25 protein-coding genes and 2 pseudogenes are annotated in these 21,702 nt (G+C 61.2%); 10 read left to right on the top strand and 17 right to left on the bottom strand.

Annotated elements, in window-relative coordinates:
- Positions 1 to 5: 5 nt before the first annotated feature.
- The 4 genes and pseudogenes from dsbG to I5961_RS19515 all read right to left on the bottom strand — a co-directional run bounded on the left by dsbG (position 6) and on the right by I5961_RS19515 (position 3,954).
- Positions 6 to 776 (bottom strand): thiol:disulfide interchange protein DsbG, encoded by a 771-nt coding sequence (dsbG, locus tag I5961_RS19530; RefSeq protein WP_064378573.1) that lies wholly within the window; start codon positions 774 to 776, stop codon positions 6 to 8.
- Complete coding sequence (locus tag I5961_RS19525; protein WP_227233108.1) at positions 752 to 1,624, bottom strand: TlpA disulfide reductase family protein; 873 nt, start codon at positions 1,622 to 1,624, stop codon at positions 752 to 754. The genes dsbG and I5961_RS19525 overlap by 25 nt, the downstream gene beginning before the upstream one ends.
- Positions 1,624 to 3,353 (bottom strand): annotated as a pseudogene (gene dsbD / locus I5961_RS19520) (protein-disulfide reductase DsbD). The gene I5961_RS19525 and the pseudogene dsbD overlap by 1 nt, the downstream one beginning before the upstream one ends.
- Positions 3,354 to 3,462: 109 nt before the next feature.
- A complete protein-coding gene (locus I5961_RS19515) occupies positions 3,463 to 3,954 on the bottom strand; it encodes a hypothetical protein (RefSeq protein WP_227233106.1) in 492 nt (163 codons plus the stop codon).
- Between the two features lie 26 nt (positions 3,955 to 3,980).
- Here I5961_RS19515 and I5961_RS19510 point away from each other — a divergent pair, with 26 nt between their 5' ends.
- Positions 3,981 to 4,241: a hypothetical protein gene (locus I5961_RS19510; protein ID WP_227233105.1), complete on the top strand. Its 261-nt coding sequence runs from the start codon at positions 3,981 to 3,983 to the stop codon at positions 4,239 to 4,241.
- A gap of 54 nt (positions 4,242 to 4,295) precedes the next feature.
- Here I5961_RS19510 and I5961_RS19505 read toward each other — a convergent pair whose 3' ends face one another.
- A complete protein-coding gene (locus I5961_RS19505) occupies positions 4,296 to 4,979 on the bottom strand; it encodes a hypothetical protein (protein WP_227233104.1) in 684 nt (227 codons plus the stop codon).
- 324 nt (positions 4,980 to 5,303) lie between these two features.
- Between I5961_RS19505 and I5961_RS19500 the strand changes: the two genes are divergently transcribed.
- From I5961_RS19500 to I5961_RS19480, 5 genes are all read left to right on the top strand, one after another.
- The gene (locus I5961_RS19500; RefSeq protein WP_085704475.1) at positions 5,304 to 5,984 is read left to right on the top strand and encodes a response regulator; all 681 of its coding nucleotides are present in this window, start codon (positions 5,304 to 5,306) and stop codon (positions 5,982 to 5,984) included.
- Positions 5,984 to 7,306: an ATP-binding protein gene (locus tag I5961_RS19495; protein ID WP_085700127.1), complete on the top strand. Its 1,323-nt coding sequence runs from the start codon at positions 5,984 to 5,986 to the stop codon at positions 7,304 to 7,306. Before I5961_RS19500 ends, I5961_RS19495 begins: the two co-directional genes overlap by 1 nt.
- A 106-nt stretch (positions 7,307 to 7,412) precedes the next feature.
- On the top strand, positions 7,413 to 7,898 hold the full coding sequence (locus I5961_RS19490; protein ID WP_085700128.1) for a GNAT family N-acetyltransferase: 486 nt from the start codon (positions 7,413 to 7,415) through the stop codon (positions 7,896 to 7,898).
- Positions 7,899 to 8,039: 141 nt separating this feature from the next.
- Entirely contained in the window at positions 8,040 to 9,452 is a 1,413-nt protein-coding gene (locus tag I5961_RS19485) for an aspartate aminotransferase family protein (RefSeq protein ID WP_227233102.1), read from the top strand.
- An 83-nt stretch (positions 9,453 to 9,535) separates the two neighbouring features.
- Positions 9,536 to 9,760 (top strand): MbtH family protein, encoded by a 225-nt coding sequence (locus tag I5961_RS19480; protein ID WP_007917715.1) that lies wholly within the window; start codon positions 9,536 to 9,538, stop codon positions 9,758 to 9,760.
- 159 nt (positions 9,761 to 9,919) lie between these two features.
- Here I5961_RS19480 and I5961_RS19475 read toward each other — a convergent pair whose 3' ends face one another.
- The 11 genes from I5961_RS19475 to soxR form a co-directional block, all read right to left on the bottom strand.
- Positions 9,920 to 10,819: a metal ABC transporter substrate-binding protein gene (locus I5961_RS19475; protein ID WP_227233101.1), complete on the bottom strand. Its 900-nt coding sequence runs from the start codon at positions 10,817 to 10,819 to the stop codon at positions 9,920 to 9,922.
- On the bottom strand, positions 10,820 to 11,719 hold the full coding sequence (locus I5961_RS19470) for a metal ABC transporter permease (RefSeq protein WP_085700131.1): 900 nt from the start codon (positions 11,717 to 11,719) through the stop codon (positions 10,820 to 10,822).
- Positions 11,719 to 12,549 carry a metal ABC transporter ATP-binding protein gene (locus tag I5961_RS19465; protein WP_227233099.1) on the bottom strand — a complete coding sequence of 277 codons (831 nt, stop codon included), beginning with the start codon at positions 12,547 to 12,549 and terminating at the stop codon, positions 11,719 to 11,721. The genes I5961_RS19470 and I5961_RS19465 overlap by 1 nt, the downstream gene beginning before the upstream one ends.
- Positions 12,546 to 13,475 carry a metal ABC transporter substrate-binding protein gene (locus tag I5961_RS19460; RefSeq protein ID WP_085700133.1) on the bottom strand — a complete coding sequence of 310 codons (930 nt, stop codon included), beginning with the start codon at positions 13,473 to 13,475 and terminating at the stop codon, positions 12,546 to 12,548. Before I5961_RS19460 ends, I5961_RS19465 begins: the two co-directional genes overlap by 4 nt.
- 35 nt (positions 13,476 to 13,510) lie before the next feature.
- A complete protein-coding gene (locus I5961_RS19455) occupies positions 13,511 to 14,077 on the bottom strand; it encodes a DUF6162 family protein (protein WP_227233098.1) in 567 nt (188 codons plus the stop codon).
- The gene (locus tag I5961_RS19450; protein WP_085700135.1) at positions 14,074 to 14,406 is read right to left on the bottom strand and encodes a hypothetical protein; all 333 of its coding nucleotides are present in this window, start codon (positions 14,404 to 14,406) and stop codon (positions 14,074 to 14,076) included. Before I5961_RS19450 ends, I5961_RS19455 begins: the two co-directional genes overlap by 4 nt.
- Positions 14,403 to 14,945 (bottom strand): thiamine pyrophosphate-binding protein, encoded by a 543-nt coding sequence (locus I5961_RS19445; RefSeq protein WP_085700136.1) that lies wholly within the window; start codon positions 14,943 to 14,945, stop codon positions 14,403 to 14,405. Before I5961_RS19445 ends, I5961_RS19450 begins: the two co-directional genes overlap by 4 nt.
- Positions 14,942 to 16,141 carry a PepSY-associated TM helix domain-containing protein gene (locus I5961_RS19440; protein ID WP_227233096.1) on the bottom strand — a complete coding sequence of 400 codons (1,200 nt, stop codon included), beginning with the start codon at positions 16,139 to 16,141 and terminating at the stop codon, positions 14,942 to 14,944. Before I5961_RS19440 ends, I5961_RS19445 begins: the two co-directional genes overlap by 4 nt.
- A 254-nt stretch (positions 16,142 to 16,395) precedes the next feature.
- The gene (locus tag I5961_RS19435) at positions 16,396 to 17,271 is read right to left on the bottom strand and encodes an alpha/beta fold hydrolase (protein WP_227233094.1); all 876 of its coding nucleotides are present in this window, start codon (positions 17,269 to 17,271) and stop codon (positions 16,396 to 16,398) included.
- Between the two features lie 144 nt (positions 17,272 to 17,415).
- Positions 17,416 to 17,874, bottom strand: coding sequence for a VOC family protein (locus I5961_RS19430; protein ID WP_085700139.1), 459 nt, complete (start codon positions 17,872 to 17,874; stop codon positions 17,416 to 17,418).
- A gap of 235 nt (positions 17,875 to 18,109) precedes the next feature.
- Positions 18,110 to 18,568: a redox-sensitive transcriptional activator SoxR gene (gene soxR / locus I5961_RS19425; protein WP_085700140.1), complete on the bottom strand. Its 459-nt coding sequence runs from the start codon at positions 18,566 to 18,568 to the stop codon at positions 18,110 to 18,112.
- A 90-nt stretch (positions 18,569 to 18,658) separates the two neighbouring features.
- Between soxR and I5961_RS19420 the strand changes: the two genes are divergently transcribed.
- Positions 18,659 to 19,024: an antibiotic biosynthesis monooxygenase family protein gene (locus I5961_RS19420; protein ID WP_085700141.1), complete on the top strand. Its 366-nt coding sequence runs from the start codon at positions 18,659 to 18,661 to the stop codon at positions 19,022 to 19,024.
- A 103-nt stretch (positions 19,025 to 19,127) separates the two neighbouring features.
- Here I5961_RS19420 and I5961_RS28865 read toward each other — a convergent pair.
- Positions 19,128 to 19,212 (bottom strand): annotated as a pseudogene (locus I5961_RS28865) (hypothetical protein); the annotation flags it as partial.
- Positions 19,213 to 19,336: 124 nt separating this feature from the next.
- Between I5961_RS28865 and I5961_RS19415 the strand changes: the two are divergent.
- The 3 genes from I5961_RS19415 (at position 19,337) to I5961_RS19405 (ending at position 21,696) form a co-directional block, all read left to right on the top strand.
- Positions 19,337 to 19,606, top strand: a complete 270-nt coding sequence (locus I5961_RS19415; protein ID WP_085700142.1) for a hypothetical protein — start codon at positions 19,337 to 19,339, stop codon at positions 19,604 to 19,606.
- Between the two features lie 102 nt (positions 19,607 to 19,708).
- Positions 19,709 to 20,323: a LysE family translocator gene (locus I5961_RS19410; protein ID WP_085700143.1), complete on the top strand. Its 615-nt coding sequence runs from the start codon at positions 19,709 to 19,711 to the stop codon at positions 20,321 to 20,323.
- Between the two features lie 206 nt (positions 20,324 to 20,529).
- Positions 20,530 to 21,696, top strand: coding sequence for an aminotransferase class V-fold PLP-dependent enzyme (locus I5961_RS19405; RefSeq protein ID WP_227233093.1), 1,167 nt, complete (start codon positions 20,530 to 20,532; stop codon positions 21,694 to 21,696).
- Positions 21,697 to 21,702: the final 6 nt, after the last annotated feature.

Here is a 21,702-nt window from a genome sequence, read left to right as displayed (position 1 = left end):
AATCATTATTTCGGGCCGAGAATCTTCGCCAGCTTGTCCGGCGTCGGCGCGCCTTGCTGTTGTTGCAGTTCGCCCTTGTCGTCCATGTAGAAGATCGCCGGGGTGGCCTGCAATTCCAGGTCTTCCATCAACTGCATGTTCGCCGCAAGTTTGGTCTGCACGGCAACCGGAATGTCCTTCAAGGCCTTGAGGGTGCTGGCCTTGCCGGCCTTCTCGTGATCTTCCAGAGCTTTGCTCGGGTCCTTGGCGGCGAGCAGGGCGGCGGCTTTGGCCGGGCTGTCTTCGCGGATGATGCCGACCATGATGTGTCGCAGCTGCACCTTGCCGGCCTTGACCCATGGACGTGCCTGTTCCCAGAACATGTTGCAGTACGGGCAGTTCGGGTCGCTGAACAGATACACGGTGCGCGGTGCATCCTTGTTGCCGTCCTGAATCCAGTTGCTGGCTTCGAACTTGGCCCAGACTTCCTTGGCCATTGGCGCATAGACCAGTTTTTGCAGTGGCGCGCTGCTGAGGTCATTGCCGTCGGCGTCGTACAGGTTGCCCAGCAGCACGTGCTTGCCGTCCGGCGTCAGGTACAGCGCCATGCCGCGGTTCTGGTATTGCGCGGCGTAACCACGCAAGCCGTCGGGGGCGTCGAACTGGCCGACGATTTTTGCGCCCTTGGCTTCGATTTTCTTGATCGCTTCAGGCAGTTCTTCAGCAGCCTGGACCGACGGCAAGTGCAGCAGGGCTGCGCTCATGGTCAGTGTCAGCAGGTGGCGGAGGCGGGGCATGGCAGTTTCCTTGAAGAAGAGGTGGCCGGATTCGGGCTGGAAGCCGGGGTGTCGAAGTTTTCCAGGGCGCGGGCCAGGCTGGCGTTCGACAACTCGCCCAGATGGCTGCCCAGCAGGCGACCGTCCGGGCTATAGAACAGCGTAGTCGGCAGTGCCATGGAGCCCACGGCCTGGCCGAGGCGTCCGCTGCGGTCAAACAGCACGTTGCTCAGGCTCAAGCCCTGGGTTTCGAGAAATGTGGCGACGCTTTGCATGCTTTCGGCCTGGTTGACGAACAGGAACGTCAGGTCCGGGCGTTGTTGCTGGGCGTTTTCCAGCACCGGCATTTCCCGGCGGCACGGCGGACACCAGGTGGCCCACAGGTTGATCACCAGCGGCCCGCCCTGATAGTCGGTGAGTTTCACGGTTTCCCCGGCGGCGGTGCGCAGGGTGATGTCCGGCAGGCGCGTGCCTTGCTCGTAGATGTTCAGCGACAGGGTCGCCAGCACCCAGAACGCCACACCGCTGACCACGCCGAAACCCAGCGGTCGACGCAAACCCGGCCGGTGCCAGCCGCGATACAGCGCCGCCAGCAACAGCACGATCACCCCCGGCCAGGCGAGAAAACCGCCGTCGCGCAGGTCGATGATCTGCCACAGATCGTTGCGATAGTGCCCCCAATACACCGCGACAAACGCAATGCGCGCCGCCAGCATGCCGAGCAGAAACAGGCTGAACAGCGCCGACTCGGGGTTGTCGCCGCCGCGCTTGGCCACCCGCCAGCCGACGAAGGTCGCCAGCGCCAGCGCGCTGATCAGCAGCAGGTGGTTGAGTGCGATGGCAAAGGTGCCGAGGGTGAAGGTCAGCATTAACGGGCGTCTCGGGTGGTGGTCCAGCGTTGCAGGAAAGTATCGGCATCGACCTCGCCGGTGATGCGCTGACTGCGGCGCTCTTCACCGTCGGTGCCGATCCACACGAAACTCGGTGGCCCCGGCACTTTATAACGACCGAGCAGTTCGCGGCTGGCGGCATTGTCGGCGGTGACGTCGAGTCGGAGCAAGCGCACATCACTCAAGGCCTGCATCACTCGAGCCTGGCCGAACACCTGTTTCTCCATGACTTTGCACGACGTGCACCAGTCGGCGTAGTAATCGAGCAATACCCACTGGCCCTGCGCTTTGGCGGTGTCGAGCTCGCGTTGCAGGGCGGCGGGATCCTTGATCGTCGTGAAGGCTTCGTGGCCGCTGGGCGCCGCAGATCCGGCGCGTCCGGCGCTGTACACCTGCAACGGTTGATATGGATCGTCACTGCCGCCCGCCGCACCGACCACCAGCAGACTGCCCCACAGGCCCAGCAACAGCGAGCCGGCGCCAAACAACTGCGCCACGCGACCAAAGCCGCCGGATTGTTTCCAGGCACTGTAAGCGGCGATCAACAGCAGCGCACCGCACAGGCCCAGCCACAGCGAAGGTTGCAGCACCGGACGCAGCATCAGCAGCGCGGTAGCGAGGAACAGGAAACCGAACACGCCTTTGAGCAGATTCATCCACGCGCCTGGCTTTGGCAGGAAGCGATTGCCGACCGTTACCAGCAACAGCAGCGGCACGCCGATACCGATGCCCAGGGCAAAAAGAATCAGACCGCCGTGCAGCGCGTTGCCACTTTGCGCGATGTAGAGCAGGGCACCGGCCAGCGGCGCGGTCATGCACGGGCCGACCAGTAAGCCGGACAGCGCGCCCAATACGCCCGCGCCGACCAGACTGCCGCCGCGCTGGCTGCGCGAGGCGTGCTCCAGCCGATCCCGCAGGGCCACCGGCAATTGCAGTTCGAAGAAACCGAACATCGGCAGCGCCAGAACCACGAACACTGCTGCGAACGTCCCGAGCAGCCACGGGTTCTGCAACCACGCCTGCAGGTTCGCCCCAGCAGCGCGGCGATGACGCCCATCGCCGCATACACCAGCGCCATGCAAACCACATAACTGCCGGCCAATGCGAAACCGCGACGCGGCGTTGCACCGCTGCCCACCACCATGCCCGCCAGAATCGGCAGCATCGGCAACGAACACGGCGCAAACGCCAGCAACAGACCGAGGCCGAAAAACACCAGCAGACTCCAGCCCAGCGAGTGCTGCTGCAGACCGCTGGCCAGTGCCTGATCCGGTGCTTCATCTGTCGTTGCTGCGGCTTTGCCGCCGAGATCGATCACTCGCGTCTGCGGGGGATAGCAAAGGCCGGCGTCGGCACAGCCCTGATAACTGACCTTTATCCGGCCCGTGGCGGCCGCCGGGGTTTTCAGCTCGAGGCCCTGGCGGTAAACCGGTTGTTCACCGAAATACTCGTCGCTATGGGACTCGCCTTCTGGCAGGGCCGGGACGTTTTGCGTCGCCAGCCCGTCGAACTTGAGGCGCTTCTGATACAGGTAGTAGCCGTCGGCGATTTGCCAGAACAGCTGGGTCTCACCGGATTCCAGACGTTCCGAGGTCAGCACGAATGCCTTGTCGACCGGCAGGAACTCCGGTTTTGACGCAAAAGGATCATTACCCGCTTGGGCCAGACTCGAAATCAACAGTGCAAACAGTAGAAAAAAATGACGCATGGAGGAGCCTTGTCCCTGTGCAATTGAGGGGCACAATGGGCGGCGGCGATTAACCGATGATTAACCGCGACGCCCAATCCGCTCCCCTGCGCACAGAGCAATTTACCTGTCAATCAAACAAACCGGGCCATGTTTCTTCATCGATCGGATGGGGGCCGCTGGCTTTTCGGGTCTTGAGGTCAAATCTCAGATATTCTTCGTCGGTCAAGAAAATGTAAAAATAAGTATCGAAGACCGGGTAATTATTCAGTGCGGTTGTAACGATCCGGTCTTTGTACTTTTCGAGAAAGCTCCATTCGGAATTGGCCATTGACAGTACTTTGACTTTTCTGGGGATTCCAGGGTTGTATTTGAAATAGCGTCCGTCGTTCAGTAGAACCCAGTAGGTGTGCTTGACGTCCGCCTTTTCATCCAGCATGACACCGACAATCTTGTGGAAGAAGTTTCCTAGTGGCCACCAATCGGTATCTGAAAGTTTCTTTTTGAATACCACACTTGAAGTAATCTGGGAGAACTTGCAGGCCATCGGAGTTTCGCCGTCGTAGTAAAAGAACCAGACCATGTCGCCTCCGCCGGCACTGTGCCAGTCCGGGCTTGGCACGTGAATCCGAACCTCAGGTCGTCCACGTGCTGTTCGAAATCCCCCCAGTGCCCCTTGATCAAGATGGGGTGATGTTTTTCGAGACGATTATCGCCGAGACTGAAACTAGCGAACATGTCGGTGCCTTTAAAGAAGAAAAAGATACGATCGGGGCCGTTGCGCCAATCGATAGAGACGAAGTTATCCATGGTTGTTTTTCTTTTAGTTGGTTGAAGAGTTGTTTGTGGTTGAAGCGGTTTGTATGGGTGTTGGTGAACGCCAGATATGAATTCTGTGCAGGGAGTTAATGTTGAAGGTTCTATTAATCGCGTCGCAGAAATATTCTGGCGTCCTGCATGATTTCAATCGTGTGGGAGGCCCGGCCAACTTTCATCGTCGATTTGGATCGGGCCGTGTATTTTTTTAGACTCGTGCTCATATCGCAAGTACTCATTGCCGTGCAGGAAAATATAAAAGTACCGATCGAACGTTGGATAGTCATTCAAGACTGCTGTCATCATTCGATCACTGTATTGTTCCAGGTCGGCCCAGTCGCTGCCTTCGAGGGGGATGACTTCCAGTGTCATGCTGGTGTAATCGTAGGACAGGTAATTCCCGTTATTTAAAAGTACTCGGAGTTCATCGACGGATGAAGTCGTTTGTCGCCGCATGACACCAATGATGTTTTTGAAATATGGAAGTAGTGGGGCCCATTTGGAATCGGCAACGGTGGTGTTGGAGATTACGCTGTCAGTCTGTTGAAGGAACTGGCACACACACGGAGTATCATCCTGATAGTAAAAAAGCCAGAGGTGGTCGATGCTGTTATTCCAGCTGGGTTCAGTGGTCGTAAAGCCGAAGCGCAGATCAGCGGCGGAGATGATGTGGTCGCCCCAGTTTCCTCTCACCGGTAGTGGATAGCCACTGTCGGCTTTGTTGTCGCCTAAGGAGAAACGAGAGTATAAGTTGTGCTCTTTGAAGAAAAAGAAAATTCGGTCTGGGCCAGCGCACCAGTCAACGGCGACAAAGTTGTTCATTTTTGGCATGTCTCAATTCCTTTAGATTAGATGGCGGCTTAGGGTATAAGCCTGTTTTGTTGGTTGTTTTGTGTTTGTGTTTTTCGATGTTGAGAGTATCGATGAATATTCAAATTTGGAATGGTTGCAGGTGGGAATGTATGTTTCAAGTTGATGCTTTTTTGGGGGGCGGGTAAGGATGAATATATAAGTGTTAACGTTATATGGAGTGTCAGGCACTTGGCAGATGGAAAAGGCGACACGAAATACGCCTTGCCTGAACTCAATCCCTCGTCATAATTTGACCTTAATCCTTGCCTGCTTGACTCATGTTTTTATTCAGAGAACCTCCCCATGCACGTACTGGTTTGCGAAGACGACGAGTTGATCGCCAGCGGCATCGTCGCCGGCCTGACTGCCCAGGGCCTGACGGTCGAGCACGTCAATACGGCTTCAAAGGCGCGGGCGATCCTCAAGGTTGCCGAGTTCGACGTGATGGTGCTCGATCTCGGGTTGCCGGACGAAGATGGCCTCAAACTGCTGCAGCAACTGCGTCAGCAGGGGCTGGAAATTCCGGTGCTGATCCTCACTGCGCGGGATTCTGTCACCGACCGGGTCGACGGTTTGCAGTCCGGTGCCGACGACTATCTGCTCAAGCCATTCGATCTGCGCGAATTGTTCGCCCGTCTGCAAACCCTGCTGCGCCGGGTGGCCGGGCGCAGTGTCAACCTGATTGAGCACGGTGCGCTGACCTATGATCCGAGCAGCCGCGAAACCACGTTGGCAGGCCGCTCGATTGATCTGTCCCGGCGTGAACAGTCGTTGCTGCAGGCCTTGCTGCACAACCGTGGCCGGGTGCTGTCCACCGAGCAGTTGAAGGACAGCGTCTACGGCTTCAACGATGAACTTGAGAGCAACGCGCTCAACGTGCACATCCACCACCTGCGCAGCAAACTGGGCAAGGGCATCGTCGAAACCGTGCGGGGGCTGGGTTATCGCCTGGGCCCGGCCGATGGCGGAGAACCTGACAAGTGATGAGTCTGCGCCTGCGCCTGAGCCTGACCCTCGGCGCCGCGTTCGCGCTGATCTGGGCCCTGGCGGCTGCCTGGATGCTCAGCGACCTGCGCAACCAGATGATGTTTTCCCTCGACCAGCGCCTGGTGGCGTCGGCACGCATGGTCGCCGGTTTGCTGGAGCAATTGCCGGCCATTCCGAGCAAAGGCGAAGGCACCCACTTCAGCGCCGAACAACTGAACATTCCCGGCGGCATGGCCTGTCAGGTCAGTTCGCTGCGCGGGGAAATCCTCGCCCGCAGCCACAACAACCCGGAACAGGCGCTGGAAGCCCGGAAGATGGGCTTTCACGATCAGATGATCGACGGTGCGCCATGGCGCAGCTTTACTCTGGCCCGGGGCGATGTGCGGATCACCACCGCCGACCGTGTGATCGAGCGCGAAGCCCTGAACATGTCGATCCTGCTGGCGGCCTCGGTGCCGGTCGGCGTGGCGCTGCTCGGCTGCCTGTGCCTGCTGTGGCTGGGGATCGGCCAGGGCCTGGCACCGCTCAATCGCTTGCGTGAAGCCTTGATGCGCCGCAACGCCGATTCGCTCGAGCCGTTGCAGTTGCAGTCATTCCCCAGCGAACTGAAACCGCTGCTCGAAACCCAGAACCAGTTGTTCCAGCGCATCGGCAAGACCATCGAGCGCGAACGTCGCCTGACCGGCGATGCCGCCCATGAACTGCGCAGTCCGCTGACGGCGATCAAGACCCACCTGCAAGTGGCGCGCATGACCGAAGGCAGTGCACGGGATCAGTCTCTGGCCCGGGCCGAGGAGGGCGCCGACCGCCTGCACCGGACCCTCGAGCAATTGCTGTTGCTGGCGCGGGTCGAAGGCAGTCTGTCGTTCGACGACGGCGTCCAGTGCAGTGCCGAACAGGTGGCGAAACTGGCGATTCAGGACTCGGCCAGCGACCAGCGCCAGCGCATCAGGCTGCACCTGCCTGAACGCTTGTCCGCTGCGCCCCTGCAAATGCCGGCAGTGTTGTCGATCGCAGCCTTGCGCAACCTGTTGGATAACGCTCTGCGACATACCCCGACGGACGGCGCGGTGGAACTGAGCCTGGAAACCTCCGCCTCTCATGTGCGTTTCGTGGTGCGCGATCATGGGCCGGGGATTGCGCCGGACGATCTGCAACATCTGACCCAGCGCTTCTGGCGCAACGGCCAGAGCACCGGTTGCGGACTGGGACTGGCGATTGTCCAGGCCATCGTTCAACGCTGCGCCTGCACCCTGCATTTCGACAGCCGCCCGGATGGCTTGCGGGTCGAGCTGACCATGCCGCTGCAACCGCTCTGACGTTTGCCAGGCACATCAAATGTAACCTCTCTCCATTAGTCATCTGCTGGCCGCGACGTTATTGTCGCTCCAGTCTCTGACTCAATGGATTGAGGGAAACAGCGCCATGGAAGCACCCGTCTACATCTGTCCCGCCACCCCCGCCGACGCCGGCATCATCAGCCGGATTCTCGAGCGCTCGATTCGCGTAGGTTGCGCGCTCGACCATCGCAACGATCCACAACTGGTCGACCGCTGGATCCGCCGACAATCGGCGGAACACATCAGCGCCTGGCTCGCCGATCCGCGTCTTTACCTGAACATCGCGCTGCTGCAGGACAAACCTGTCGGTGTCGGCATGGCCGCAGCCAATGGCGAGATCACGTTCTGTCATGTGCAGCCGGAGTGGTTTCGTCGCGGTGCGGGTCGCGCACTGATGGGCGATCTGGAGGGGTGGCTGCGGATTCGTGGCCAGCCTCGCGTCACGCTCGCCAGCACGCGAACCGGCGCGGCGTTCTACCGGCGCCTGGGTTATCGCGAAACGGCGTCTCCCCTCATACAACACGGCGTTGTGACTCTGCCGATGCACAAGGCGCTGGCAATCTCGGCCTGACATTCGATCAAGGGTGTAAATCCTCAACACGCTGGTGCGTTTCCAGAACAGGAAAACCTGCATGTGCGCCCCGCGACCGGAACGCGCACTGCCTGGTGTGCAGTTTTGGTCACTATCCATAGCGTATTGAGGGGTCGAGAGATGTCAGTCGCCACCAGCCTTATCGAAGAGTCGTCGGCCCGGATCGCCTCCGCGCCGGCGGAAACGCTGTATCAGTTCAATGAGTCGCCGTTGTTGGCCCGTCAGAGCCAGCAGGAATCCAATGCCCGTAGTTACCCGCGGCGCATTCCGCTGGCGTTGAAACGCGCCAAGGGTCTGTACGTCGAGGACGTCGAGGGCCGGACCTTCATCGATTGCCTGGCGGGTGCCGGCACTCTGGCGCTGGGGCATAACCATCCGGTGGTGATCGAGGCAATCCAGCAGGTGCTGGCCGATGAGCTGCCGCTGCATACCCTGGACCTGACCACACCGGTGAAAGACCAGTTTGTTCAGGACCTGTTCGGCCTCTTGCCTCCCGCATTGGCCAAGGAAGCGAAAATCCAGTTCTGCGGCCCGACCGGCACTGACGCCGTGGAAGCCGCGCTGAAACTGGTGCGTACCGCCACCGGGCGCAGCACCGTGCTGTCGTTCTCCGGCGGTTATCACGGCATGAGTCAGGGCGCCTTGAGCCTGATGGGCAGCCTCGGTCCGAAGAAACCGTTGGGCGCATTGCTCAGCAACGGCGTGCAATTCATGCCGTTCCCGTACGACTACCGTTGCCCGTTCGGCCTCGGTGGCGCGGCGGGCGTGAAGGCCAACCTGAGTTACCTGGAAAACCTGCTCAACGACCCGGAGGCTGGCGTGCAATTGCCGGCCGCCGTCATCGTTGAAGCGGTGCAGGGCGAGGGCGGTGTGATTCCGGCGGACATCGAGTGGTTGCGCGGTCTGCGCCGCATCACCAAAAAGGTCGGCGTGGCGTTGATCATCGACGAAATCCAGAGCGGTTTCGCCCGCACCGGCAAGATGTTTGCCTTTGAACACGCCGGCATCACGCCGGATGTAGTGGTGCTGTCCAAAGCCATCGGCGGCAGCCTGCCGCTGGCCGTGGTGGTCTATCGCGACTGGCTCGACACCTGGCAGCCAGGCGCCCACGCCGGGACGTTCCGTGGCAACCAGATGGCGATGGCCGCCGGTTCCGCAGTGATGCGTTACCTGGTCGAACACAAGGTCTGCGAACACGCCGCCGCCATGGGCGAACGCTTGAGTGAACACCTGCACATCCTGCAACGCGATTTCCCGCAACTGGGCGATATTCGTGGTCGTGGCCTGATGCTCGGCGTCGAGCTGGTCGATCCGAATGGCACCCCGGATGCCTTGGGCCATCCACCGGCCTTCGCACGTCTGGCGTCTCTGGTTCAGCGTGAATGCCTCAAGCGCGGGCTCATTCTGGAGCTGGGCGGGCGACATGGCGCGGTGGTGCGCTTCCTGCCGCCGCTGGTGATTACCGCCGCCGAAATCGATCGCGTCGCCGAAGTCTTCGGCCGTGCGCTGAGCGCCGCGACCGCCAGCCTGTAAATTTTTCGCCGCGTCGAACGTTCTTTCTACATACCCGGCTGCACCCGTCGTGCAGCCCACCCTTCAAGCGATGGAGACACAGCATGACGTCAGTATTCGACCGCGAGGACATCCTCTTTCAAGTCGTGGTCAACCACGAAGAGCAGTACTCGATCTGGCCGGACTACAAGGCCGTGCCGGAGGGCTGGCGCACCGTCGGCAAGAGCGGCCTGAAAAAGGAATGCCTGGCCTACATCGAAGAAGTCTGGACCGACATGCGCCCGCTGAGCCTGCGCCAGAAGATGGAAGCGCAAGCGGCTGCCCAGTAAGTCTCCAGCCAAAAAGAAACCCGCTGAACCGAGAACGGTCAGCGGGTTTTTTCATGTCTGGAAGATCGGCCTTGATGATCGTTCCCACGCTCTGCGTGGGAATGTCTCATTGGACGCTCTGCGTCCGCTTCGGGAACGATCAACGGGGGGCGACTGGCGTTACGCGCCGCTCAAGCCCTTGAGCAACACATCCACATTCCCTTCCAGCTCCCCCACCGGGTCCGCCGCATCGGTGCTCAGCACCAGCAGCTGACTGCCCGATTCGGCGATCGCCGCTTTCACCGCGTCCGACGGCTGCCGATGGTGCAGCACCACCGCTACGTCATTGTCTTTCAGTGTGGCGGTCAGTTTTTTCAGATCTTCTGGCGTCCATTCGGCATCCGGACGCGCATCCTGTCCGATCAGTTCCAGATTCAGGCTGCCGATCAGATAACCGAAGTGGTCGCTCAGGCTCATCACACTCAGGTTATCGGCACTGGCCAGACGCGCCTCGCTGTCGGCACTGAGTTTCAGCAGACGCTGTTTCAGCGTCGCCAGATTGGCCTCGATCTTCGGTTTGTCCTTCGGCGCCAGGCGCACCAGATCCGCTGCCATCACGTCAGCCATGCGCCCCATGTTGTTGCTCGCCAGCCACGGCTGGCTGTTCAGGCCGTCAACCTTGAGCCCCGGTTGTACGGCAATGCCGGGCAAGGCGCCGTCCACCGGGCGCGCCGCGTCGACTTCTACGATGCGGATATTGCTGCGGCGGGCGATCGGGTACAGCGGATCATCGGCCCACAGCGAGCGCACGCCGATCACTGCGTCGGCGCCGGCGGCCAGTTTGCTCAGCGCGGGGGCGCCGCGCCCGGTGAAGTAAGCGGTCTGACGGCTGCCCGGCAGATTGGCCGGCGCAGCGCGTTCGAGGTTGATGTCGGTGCCCTTGAGCAGGACTTCGCCCAGACCATAAGTGATGGGCAACGAAGCCAGCACCCGCAACGGTTTCTCGGCCGCCAGCAGAGGGCTCGAAACTGCGCCGCTGAGGGCGATGGCCAGGGTCAGTTGTCGCAATGAAAAAGCCATTTATCCAAGGTTCCCTTTCAGACTGGGGACGACGCCCCGGGCAATCGCAGCGATGGCGAAGGCGATACCGGCGACCAGAATGATCGCGGCGCCGGACGGAATCGGCAGGTCGAACACGATCGGTGCGAGAATCCCGCACAGCGTGCTGACCGTGGCAATCAGCACCGAACACCAGAAGAAACCCTTGAGCGACTGGCTGAGCAAGCGGGCGGCCGCTGCCGGAATCACCAGCAGGGCGCCGACCAGAATCGCGCCGATGACTTTTACTGCCGCGACGGTGATCAGCGTCACCAGGATCACGAACAGGTAATCCAGGGTTTTCACCGCGACACCGCGCACCGCCGCCAGTTGCGGGTTGAAGCTGGCAAGCATGATCCGGTTGTACAACGGCAGGGCCAGCGCCATCACCAGTGAACCGACAATCGCCAGCACCAGCAGGTCGTTGCCGTTGACTGTCAGCACCGAGCCGAACAATACGTTTTCCAGAATGTGCACGTTGATCTTGCCCGCCAGGATCAGCAGCAGGCTGGCACCCAGCGCCAGAGACACCGAAAGGAACACGCCGATCAATGTGTCCGGAGCCAGGCCGGTACGGTTGCGCAGGTAATTGAGCAGGATGCCGAACAGCAGGCAATAGCCGAACAGGCTGCCGTAAGGCCCGGTGTAGGGTTCGCCGAGCAGAATGCCGATGGCCACGCCGGTCAGCGCCGCGTGGCCGACCGCCTCGGAAAAAAACGCGAAGCGCTTGACCACCACCAGCGTGCCGAGGCCGCCGAGCACCGGGCCGATCAACAGGCCGGCGAGCAGCGCGTTGACCACAAAACCGTAGGCCAGGGCTTCCGGCAGGTAACCGGACGACGCCCAGCCCTGCACCGTCAAACGAAAGGCTTCATAACTCATCAGGCAGCGCTCCGTGGATGGGTCGAGAACAGGGTCAGCAGACGCTCCGGGGTCAGGGCCTGTTGTGGCGTGGCGTCGAACAGCACGCGGCGGTTGAGGCCGGTGACGCGATTGGCCAGGCGCCCGACCGCTTCCAGATCGTGCTCGATCCACAGCACGGTGACGCCCGTCGCGCGCCAGTCGCCGAGCAAACGCTCGAACACCTGGATCCCGGCTTCGTCGAGGGCCGACATCGGTTCATCCAGCACCAGCAATTGCGGCGCCGGAATCAGACCCTGGGCGAGCAGCACCCGCTGGCGTTCGCCACCGGACAGCGCGCCCATCCGGCGCTTGCGCTTGTCCTGCATGCCGACCCGCGCCAGTGCATCACCGATGGCGCCGGCGTAGCGTTTGCTCAATCCGAGAAACGCCGGGCGACGCTGGCACATGGCGGCCATGAAATCATCGACGGTCATCGGCAGGCCGCGATCAAACTCCAGCGCCTGCGGCACGTAGCCGATGGTGCCGGGCTCGCCGGGCCATTGCAGGCTGAGCCGGCCCTGATGGGGCATTTGCCCGAGCAGAGTCTTGATCAGCGAACTCTTGCCGCCGCCGTTGGGGCCGACCAGCGCATGCACGCTGCCGGGCTGCACTTGAAAGGTGACCTTGTCGAGGATGGTCGTGCGGCCGAGGGTCAGGCTGACGTCGGCGAATTCCAGAGTCGGGCCTGATACTCGTGGGAGCGAGCTTGCTCGCGAATGCGTTTTCTCATCCAACGGCGACGTTGACTGAATGGACGCTTTCGCGAGCAAGCTCGCTCCCACAGGGAGTTCGATTTCTTTTGAAGTCATGCGCCGGACTCCTGAATCGCCCGAACCACGGTGTCGAGGTTGCCGGTCATTTCCTTTTCGTACTTGTTGGCGGTGTATTCGCCGTAGGAAATGTGCGACAGCGGGTACAGCTTCACACCGGACTCGCGCTGGATGGTTTCGACGTAGGTAGACGGGAAGTCCATCTCGGAGAAGATCACTTTCACGTCCAGCTCGCGCAGTTGGTCAATGGTTTTCTTCAACTGGCTCGGGCTCGGCTCAATGCCATGGGCCGGCTCGACCACGGCGGTGACTTCCAGACCGAACTCGCGCAGCAGGTAGTCATAAGCGGCGTGCACCGTGGCCACTCGCAATTCGGCGTTCGGTGCCTGGGTCAGCTTGGCCAGAGCGTCGGCGCGCATCTGCCGCAAGCGCTTGCCGTAGGCGCGGGCGTTCTGGGTGTAGGTCCTGGCGTTGTCCGGGTCGAGCTTGCCCAGTTCACGGGCGATGTTGTTGACCTGGGCAATCGAGGCACTGATCGACAGAAACGTGTGCGGGTTCACCACTTTGCCGGCACCGCGCGCGGCAACCCCGGTGGCGGCCAGCAATGGCACGTTTTCGTTGGCCTCGATGGTCTTGATGTTCGGCGTTTCGCTGGCGGCGATCATACGGTCGGCGAAGTCGTCATGCCCGACTCCGTTGAGCACGATCACATCCAGCCCGCTGATGCGCTTGATGTCTTCAGCACGCGGCTCGTAGGCGTGCGGGTTGAAGCCGGCGGGAATCAGCGGCACGACCTCGGCCTTGTCGCCGACGATGTTCGCCACATAGCTGTAATACGGATGCAGGGTGATGCCGATGCGCAGGCGCTTGGCCTGATCGGCGCTGGCCAGCGGGCTCAGCAGGCAGGCGCACAGACCGATCAGCAGCAGGCGCAGGAAGGGGCGGCGTTGAGATGAACTAGGCATGGGCAAGCGGTCTTCTCTCGAATGAAGGCGAGGGTTCAATGACGATGTTCGCGGGTCACGCCGGCATCGAATTGCGCGACGATCTGTTTCCAGCCGGCAGCGGACAGCGCTGTGTCGGACAGATCTGTCGGCGCTTGCAGGTCGGTGGCGCGGTTGAGCCAGATATCCGGTGCGGCGTCGTTCAGGCGCATCAGAAACGACCCGGCCACGGCCGGAGCCTGGCTGTGGCCGAAGTAGGCGCGGTCGGCCAGCAACTGCCAGGCATGACCGCCACGACTGACCGAGCTGGCATCCTGGGCGAATGGCGCGAACCCTTCATCTGCAAGGTCCTGCGGGGTCGGCAGCGCTTGCTGTTCTTCACGCAGCAGGCGGATCTCGTCGAGGGTCACCCGCAAGTCGGCATAGATGCCTTGCTCGCTGGCGCCGAGGTCGCGGCGGGCATCCAGCTGATGGCTGGAAACCGGCTCGGGCTCGTGGGAGACGCCGCGCCATGCCACTACTGATCCGGCGACAGCCAGGATCAGCAGGCACATCAGCAGCACGTTGAGGGTTTCGTGCCCGGCACCGGCCGGGCGTACAACCTGGGTGGTCGGTGTGGTCATGGGGCTTCGATATCCGCTTGGTCGATTTCGACCACATGGCCGGGGCCGGCGTCGAACAACACGTAGAACTCGGCGCCGGGTTTCTTGAAGGTCAGGGTCGAATCGGCGCCGAGCTTGCCGGGCACCAGGATGGTTTCGTCGTAGCCGATCACATCCAGGGTCACCCCCGGCGCGCCGCTGCCGTCGGAGAAACCGCCGGTGCACTTGATCTGCTCGGCGTCGATGGCCTTGCACTCGCACATCGGGTTGTGGGCCAGGGCACTGGCGCTGAAACCGGCGCACAGCGCCAGCAGTGCAGTGCGGATGCTCAGTCGGAAAGGACGGCTCATGGTTTGGCTCCTTGTTTGTTCAACCAGGCGAGGGTGGCAGGCGAGGCCTGGCTCAGCGGGATCGAGGCTTGATGCATGCTGCCGTCCCAGCCTTCCATGGTGATCCACAGTTCGGCGTCGGCAGCGGTCTTTTCCGGCACCGGCAGCTGGGTGCCCATGCGGTAAGGCGTGCCGAAGAAAATCACCCCGGCCGCGCGCAGGCTGCGAGGTTTGCCGATGCGCAGGTACGTCGCCTTGACGTGGTCGACACAGGCATCGCAGAGGGCCGCGTTGAAATCTTTCATGTAGCCGGCCGGCCCGCTCAGGGTCGGTGCCTCGTTGCGCAGTTCGGCCAGTCGCAGGCTCCAGGGGCCGACCTGGATTTCGCCGATCTCCCTTTCACCCAATCCGCTGTCTCCGCGAAACAGCGAGGCGTCGGCGAAGTATTTGGGCATGAAGCCCAAAGGGATCAACAGCAACAGCACGTTGATGTGGAAGCGCCATTTGTGCCAGATCACGCTCAGCCGTGAAGGCTGAGCCACAGGAGTGGACTTGCTCACAGGTTGGCCTCCGACGTTTCACGGCGCAGGGCGGGTTGTGCCTGTACGCGCTGTTTCTTGTGCTCGCGCTTGAGGGCGTTGGCCGTGGCCAGCGCGGTGCGCTTGGTCCAGATCAACAACCCGCTGAGGACCATCATGCTCAGCAGCAGGCCGAAGAAGAACCAGATCAGCTTGACCCACAGACCGCCGAAGTCACCGGTGTGCAGCGGGCGCATGGATTCGGTGACGAACTCCAGCGACGTGCGATCGGACAACAGCCGCGAAGCCGCCACGTCACCGCTGTACGGGTTGAGCGTGGCGGTCTGGTACATCAGCGGATACCAGCCGCGCCCGCCGATATCCAGATGCGCGTAGGCATTGCCCGGCAGGCTGATGAAGCTGGCTTCGAAGCCGGGGATTTTTGTCCGGGCGATTTCGATGGCGCGGTCCAGGCTGATGCGCGGCGGGGGCAAACCATCGCTGGACTGCGGAACGGCTTCGCGAGACATGGCCGGAATGATCGGCTCGCTGGAGATGGAAATCTGGTTGTCAAACAGCAGCGCCTGGATCAGGAACCAGGTGCCGGTGATCGAAATCACCGCGATGAACCAGATCGACCAGATGCCGCTGAGGCGGTGAAAGTCGCCCCAGAAAATCCGCGCGCCGTGGCGAATGCGTAGGGTCGGGCGGAAGAAACCTTTCCAGAAACGCTTGTACACCACCAGTCCGGTCACCAGCGACGCCAGCAACGGCAGGCCGAGGAACGACACCAGGTACCAGCCCCAGCTGAAACCGTTGGTGAACGGCACCAGCCACCAGCCATGCAGTGCGCGGGTGAACGCCTTGAAGTTGAAGCTCGGCGCCGTGCCCTGGATCACGCCGGTGTACGGATTGACGTAGACCGTCAAGGAACGCCCGTCGGGGTAGCTGACGTCGACGTCGAGGGCAAAGTGCGATTCGTCCGGGCGGTTGATGCTTTGCACCACCGTCTGCGGTTCGGATTTTTTAATTTCGGCGAGGATCTGGTCGTAACTCAGGCGCGGTGCATCATCCGACGGTGCACTGGCGCGCATTTGCGGGTTGGCCAGCCAGACGATCTCCTGGCTGACCACCGCCAGCGTGCCGGTGACGCAGACGATCAGAACGAAAAACCAGATCGGCAATGCCAGCCAGCTGTGTACCAGGAACCACAGTTTCGAGCGGGATTTCTTCGACATGATGACGGGTCTTGATTCAGTGAGAGGACTTGACGCTACGGGCTTCGCAGCGCGGCAGTCCCTGAAGGGCCGGTCGTGGCTTTTGCCTACGCGACCGGCCCGCATTTCTATAAGACGGATGACCGAAGCAAATCCCGATAAGCGATATGAAAGTAAATGTTTCGCGATTGCAGGTGGCGGCTGCGCGGGGCGGATTTGCGAGGAGGAGGGCTAAGCAGTCCGGCAGCGCATGCCGCCGGATTGGAGGAGGGAAATCAGCAGAGAAAATCGAGCGCTTCGACGAGCAACAGCTCAGGGACTTCTTCGGCGAGGTAATGCCCGGCAGGCAGGGCCTTGCCCCGTACGTTGGTGGCCACCTGTTCCCATTCCCTGAGCGGATCGAAGCACCGACCGACGGTGCCCTCGGCGCCCCACAGCACCAGCAATGGCAGGTTCAAGTGACGACCGGCCGCGAGGTCGGCGCGATCATGTTCCAGGTCGATGCCGGCACTGGCCCGATAATCTTCACAAATTCCGCGAGCGCTGCCGGGACGTTCCAGGCAACGCCGATATTCGCTGAACGCCTCATCGGTAAAGGGTGCCAGCCCGGCGCTGCGGCTGCCCATGACACTGCGCAGGTAACTTTCGGGATCGGCTTCGATCAGGGTTTCCGGCAGCGGCGTCGGACGGATCAGGAAGAACCAGTGCCAGTAGGCCCGGGCAAAGGCTTCGTTGGTCTGGGCGTACATCGCCAGCGTGGGGGCGATGTCGAGCAGGATCATGCGCTGCACAACCTCGGGATGATCGAGAGCCAGGCGATGGGCGACCCGGGCGCCACGGTCGTGGGCAAGGATCGAGAAATGCTCGAAACCCAACGCTTTCATCAATTGCACGCCGTCGCTGGCCATCTCGCGCTTGGAGTAATTGAGGTGAGCCTCATCGGCCGGCGGGCGACTGCTGTCGCCATAACCGCGCAGGTCTGCAGCGACCACGGTGAAATGTTCGGCCAGTTGCTCGGCGATCTTGTGCCAGATGACGTGGGTCTGCGGGTGTCCGTGCAACAGCAGCAGACCCGGGCCGCTGCCTTTGATGCGGTAGCTGATGTCCACGCCGTTGACGAGGCGCTGGTCTTTGACGAATCCGGCAAACATCTGGATGTGATCCTTTATTCAGGCGAGTGGCCTGCATCCTGAAATCGCCGGGCGTTCATGACAAGACGTGAAGCGTGGTTCGACGGTTCATGAATCGTGTTTGCCGATCCCCGCGCGCTGCGCGGGAATGGACACTCGGCGTTGCTAACCCTGCTGGAACATTTCCTTTGCCCGCTGCTCGATCTGCGCCTGCGTCAGGTCCTCCTTGCGCGTGGCCAGGAACCACAGATGCCCGTACGGATCTTTCAATGTCCCGCTGCGGTCGCCGTAGAACTGATCCTTGACCTCGGACACCGAGGTCGCGCCGGCATCCAGCGCGCGCTGGAAGGATTTGTCGACATCGGTCACGTACAGATGCAAACCGACCGACACCGCTGTGTCCGGATTGCTCAGCGGTCCTTGATCGCATGGCGAACCGAGCATGATCGCGCTGTCGCCGATGCGCAGTTCGGCGTGGCCGATGCCGCCGTCGGGCATGCTCAGGCGCATCACTTCGGTGGCACCGAACGCTTTTTTATAGAAGTCGATGGCTTCGGCAGCTTTGTGAATGCCGAGGTACGGGGTAATGCTGTGGTACCCCTCGGGAATGGGTTTGACGCTCATGGCGGTGCTCCCTGTTATTTGTTGCCTGGTTTTTATTAGAGGTTGAAGGTGTGCCTTCGCCGGGGTTGCCGGTCGCTCAACTATAGATCCGTGCCGCCGCCGTGACCGGGCAGCCGACGAGCAGCCCGCAACGCCGGAACGGAGCCCAAATGCCGACCACAAAAATCGCCGCTGGCGCTGGCGTTCCTGTTCGCTGACTACGCGCGGGAAGCCGAAACCCGTGGCGTGGGAACCTTCACTTTGGAACGTCGAGAAAATGCGCTCCGGGCCCCTGTTCGCCCAGCACATCGCCCTGATTGCGCAGCGGGCAGGCCTCCATAGACAGGCATCCGCAACCGATGCAACCGGTCAGCCGATCACGCAGCAGCACCAACTGATTGATCCGCTCGTCCAACTCCCGCCGCCACTGCTCCGACAACACTTTCCAGTCCGCCGCCGTCGGCGCGCGGTTATCCGGCAACTGTTTCAGCGCCTCGCCGATTTCCGCCAGTGGAATGCCCAGCCGTTGCGCCACCTTGATCAACGCCACCCGCCGCAGCACCTCCCGAGGATAGCGGCGCTGGTTGCCGGCATTGCGCTGGCTCTTGATCAAACCCTTGGATTCATAAAAGTGCAGGGCGGTAACCGCCACGCCGCTGCGGGCCGCGACTTCGCCGACGGTCAATTGCTTGTGCAGATTTTCCGCAGTGATCATTTGAAAATTGCCCCTTGACCTCTAGTTAACTCGAGGTTTTACCCTGCACGCCTTCGAATCGCAAGATTCGTCTGACAGAGTGGGGATGTCATGCAAGCACCAGCGAAAAACCGCAGCTTTACCCAATTGATCGAATTTGAAATCGAACCCGGCCAGCAACCGGCGCTGGTCTCGGCGCTGGCGGTGCAGACCGAACGCCTGGCCCAGCGTTACCCCGGCTTCGTCAGTGCCAGCGTCCAGGCCAGCGACGATGGCCGGCGAGTGTTGAGCTTTCTGCAATGGCAGTCCCGCGAGGCGGGAGAGGCCGCGTTCCAGAGTTTCGAGACCGGCGAGCAGGACTTCTGGCAACTGATCCGTACTCATCAGGCGCGCACCGTGACCTTCGGCTCATTCCAGGTACTGAGCAGCATCGCCCGCAGTCACGACGATGGCTTGCACTGCCAACTGGTCGGCTAGATCGGCAGCTGGATAAGGCGCTCGTCTTGCGGGTTGGCCACAGGGCGCTACTTGTTCACCGCCAACTCGCCGATCTTGATCAGCCGCGTGCGGGTCACATTGCGGCTCCGCCTCGCAACACGCGGCGCCAGATCTTGAGGAATTCGTCGGTGACTTCGTAGCGCGCTGTGGCCGAGGAAACTGCCGTCACGAAAATATGAAATCAACCCTGTCCAAATTCCGATAGCCACTATTGAGAGCGTTGATTTCTGCCAAAGCGTGCCCGGGCGTAGCCTTTCTCCACCGACACACACCGCTCGCCAGGACACTCCCATGAATCGTTTACTGACTGTTTCGCTGATGCTCGCTGTCTCTGTTCTCGCCGGTTGCGCGAGCCACGTTTCCCCGGAATTGCGGCCTTACACTGCGGAAGAAACCCGGGAACTAGCCCTCGAAACCTTGAACCGTCGCGGTTTGTCCTTCGAGGAATACCACGCGAAAAAAGCCGAATTGCTCGGCCAGCCGCAGAAGACATTCGGTTTCGACAACAAGGGTGAAATGAGCGCCGAGCGGGCCGTACAGCTGCACGGTCGTCCTAGCTGATTCGCAACTGTACTGCTCGAAGTTTTACCCAACTGTCCGTGGGTTTGCGCGGCGCCGTGGGATAGGGTCAACACCTGAATGACCCCTGACGGACTGCCTGCCATGACCCTCTCGCTCGACCTGCTGCTGGGCTTCGCCCTGTTTGCCCTTGTCACCTCGATCACACCGGGACCGAACAACACCATGTTGCTGGCATCGGGCGTGAACTTCGGTTTTAACCGCACCATCCCCCATATGCTCGGCATTACCTGCGGCTTCTTCGTGCTGGTGGTAGCAGTGGGTTTTGGTTTGGGCGCGGTGTTCCAGACTTATCCTCTTCTTTATACGGCTCTGCGTTACGTTGGCGCGGCGTACTTGTTGTATCTGGCGTGGAAAATCGCCCATTCGGGCCCGGTCGGCGACAGCGAGCAGGGCGAAGCAAAACCGATCAGCTATCTCGGCGCGGCGGCTTTTCAGTGGGTCAATCCCAAAGCCTGGATCATGGCCATCGGCGCCATCAGCACGTACACGCCGATGCAGGGTTACTTCACCAATGTGATCGTGATTGCCGCGGTGTTTGCCATCATCAACCTGCCGAGCGTCGGTGTCTGGGCGGCGTGCGGAACGTTGCTGCGTAACGTGCTCAAGGATCGTCGCTGGCTGCGGGTGTTCAACTGGGGCATGGCGGCGTTGCTGGTGATTTCGCTGTATCCGTTACTCCTTGAAAGCTTTGGCTGACGCAGTGCTACAACCGCCGCCCCGATGCCTGTTAAAGTCGCGCTCAGGAGCGTTCCTACGCACTTTTAAATGAAGTTGTTCTTCTTTAACGGCATCCGATCAGGTATTGATGGCGCTCTCGAACCCGGACGCAGCTCACAAGGCTGCGCCGTGCCGTTTGTAGACACGAGCTTCCTGATCCCGGAACACGCTCTGCGAGTCTTTTTATGAACACACGTCCGCTGTATTTCGATTACGCCGCCACCACCCCGGTGGACGAGCGGGTCATCCAGGTGATGATCGAGTGTCTGGGCTTCAACGGTAACTTCGGCAACCCGGCCTCCAGTTCCCACGCCTTCGGCCAACAAGCCCGACAAACGGTCGAGAACGCTCGGCGACAAGTCGCCGAACTGGTTGGCGCTCAGGCACAGCAGATTGTCTGGACCTCCGGCGCTACCGAATCCAACAACCTTGCCCTTAAAGGCGTGGCCCAGGCCCGTGGTGTGTCCGGCGGGCACATCATCACCAGTCAGATCGAACACAAAGCCATTCTCGATACCGCCCGGCAATTGCAGGACGCCGGTGTCGCCGTGACCTATCTGGTGCCGGACGCCGAAGGCCTGATCACCCCGCAAGCAGTCAGTGAAGCGATGCGCGATGACACCTTTCTGGTATCGCTGATGCTGGTCAACAACGAGCTCGGCACCGTCAACGACATCCCGGCCATCGGCGAAGTGGTGCGTGGGCGCGGGGCCTTGTTCCACGTCGATGCGGCTCAGGGCGCGGGCAAGGTCGCGATCAATCTGGCGCAATGGCCGGTGGACCTGATGTCGTTTTCGGCGCACAAGCTCTACGGCCCCAAAGGCATAGGCGCGCTGTACGTCGGCCCGCGTGCGCAACAGCGCTTGCAGGCGCAGATTCACGGTGGTGGCCACGAGGGCGGCTTGCGTTCCGGTACGTTGGCGACTCACCAGATTGCTGCCATGGGCTCGGCGTTTGCCTTGGCTGCCGAAGCTTTTGATGACGAGAAGAAAACCATCGTCGCGCTGCGCGAACGTCTGCTTGAACAACTGTTGAGCCTGCCCGGCGTGCGCCTCAACGGCAGCAGTACTCAACGTATCCCGCACACCTTGAGCCTGACCTTCAGCGAAGGCGAGTTCAACCCGGCGGCGTTGAGTCATTCAATTGCGTTTTCCGCGACTTCGGCCTGCAATTCCGCGAGCAACGCGCCGTCCCACGTCTTGCTGGCACTGGGGCACGATGCGCATCTGGCGGGGCGCACGATTCGCCTGAGCCTCGGCCGTTTCACCACTGCCGAAGACGTCGACAAGGCTGTAGAACTGATCAAGACCGCCTGCGCCAGTGCTCCGGCATTCTGGGCGACAAGGCTTTAACTCGCC

The sequence above is a fragment of the Pseudomonas sp. IAC-BECa141 genome, from assembly GCF_020544405.1.
Lineage (GTDB): Bacteria > Pseudomonadota > Gammaproteobacteria > Pseudomonadales > Pseudomonadaceae > Aquipseudomonas.
The sequence above is the reverse complement of the archived record's forward strand: the minus strand, read 5'-3'. Positions and strand labels throughout refer to the sequence as shown.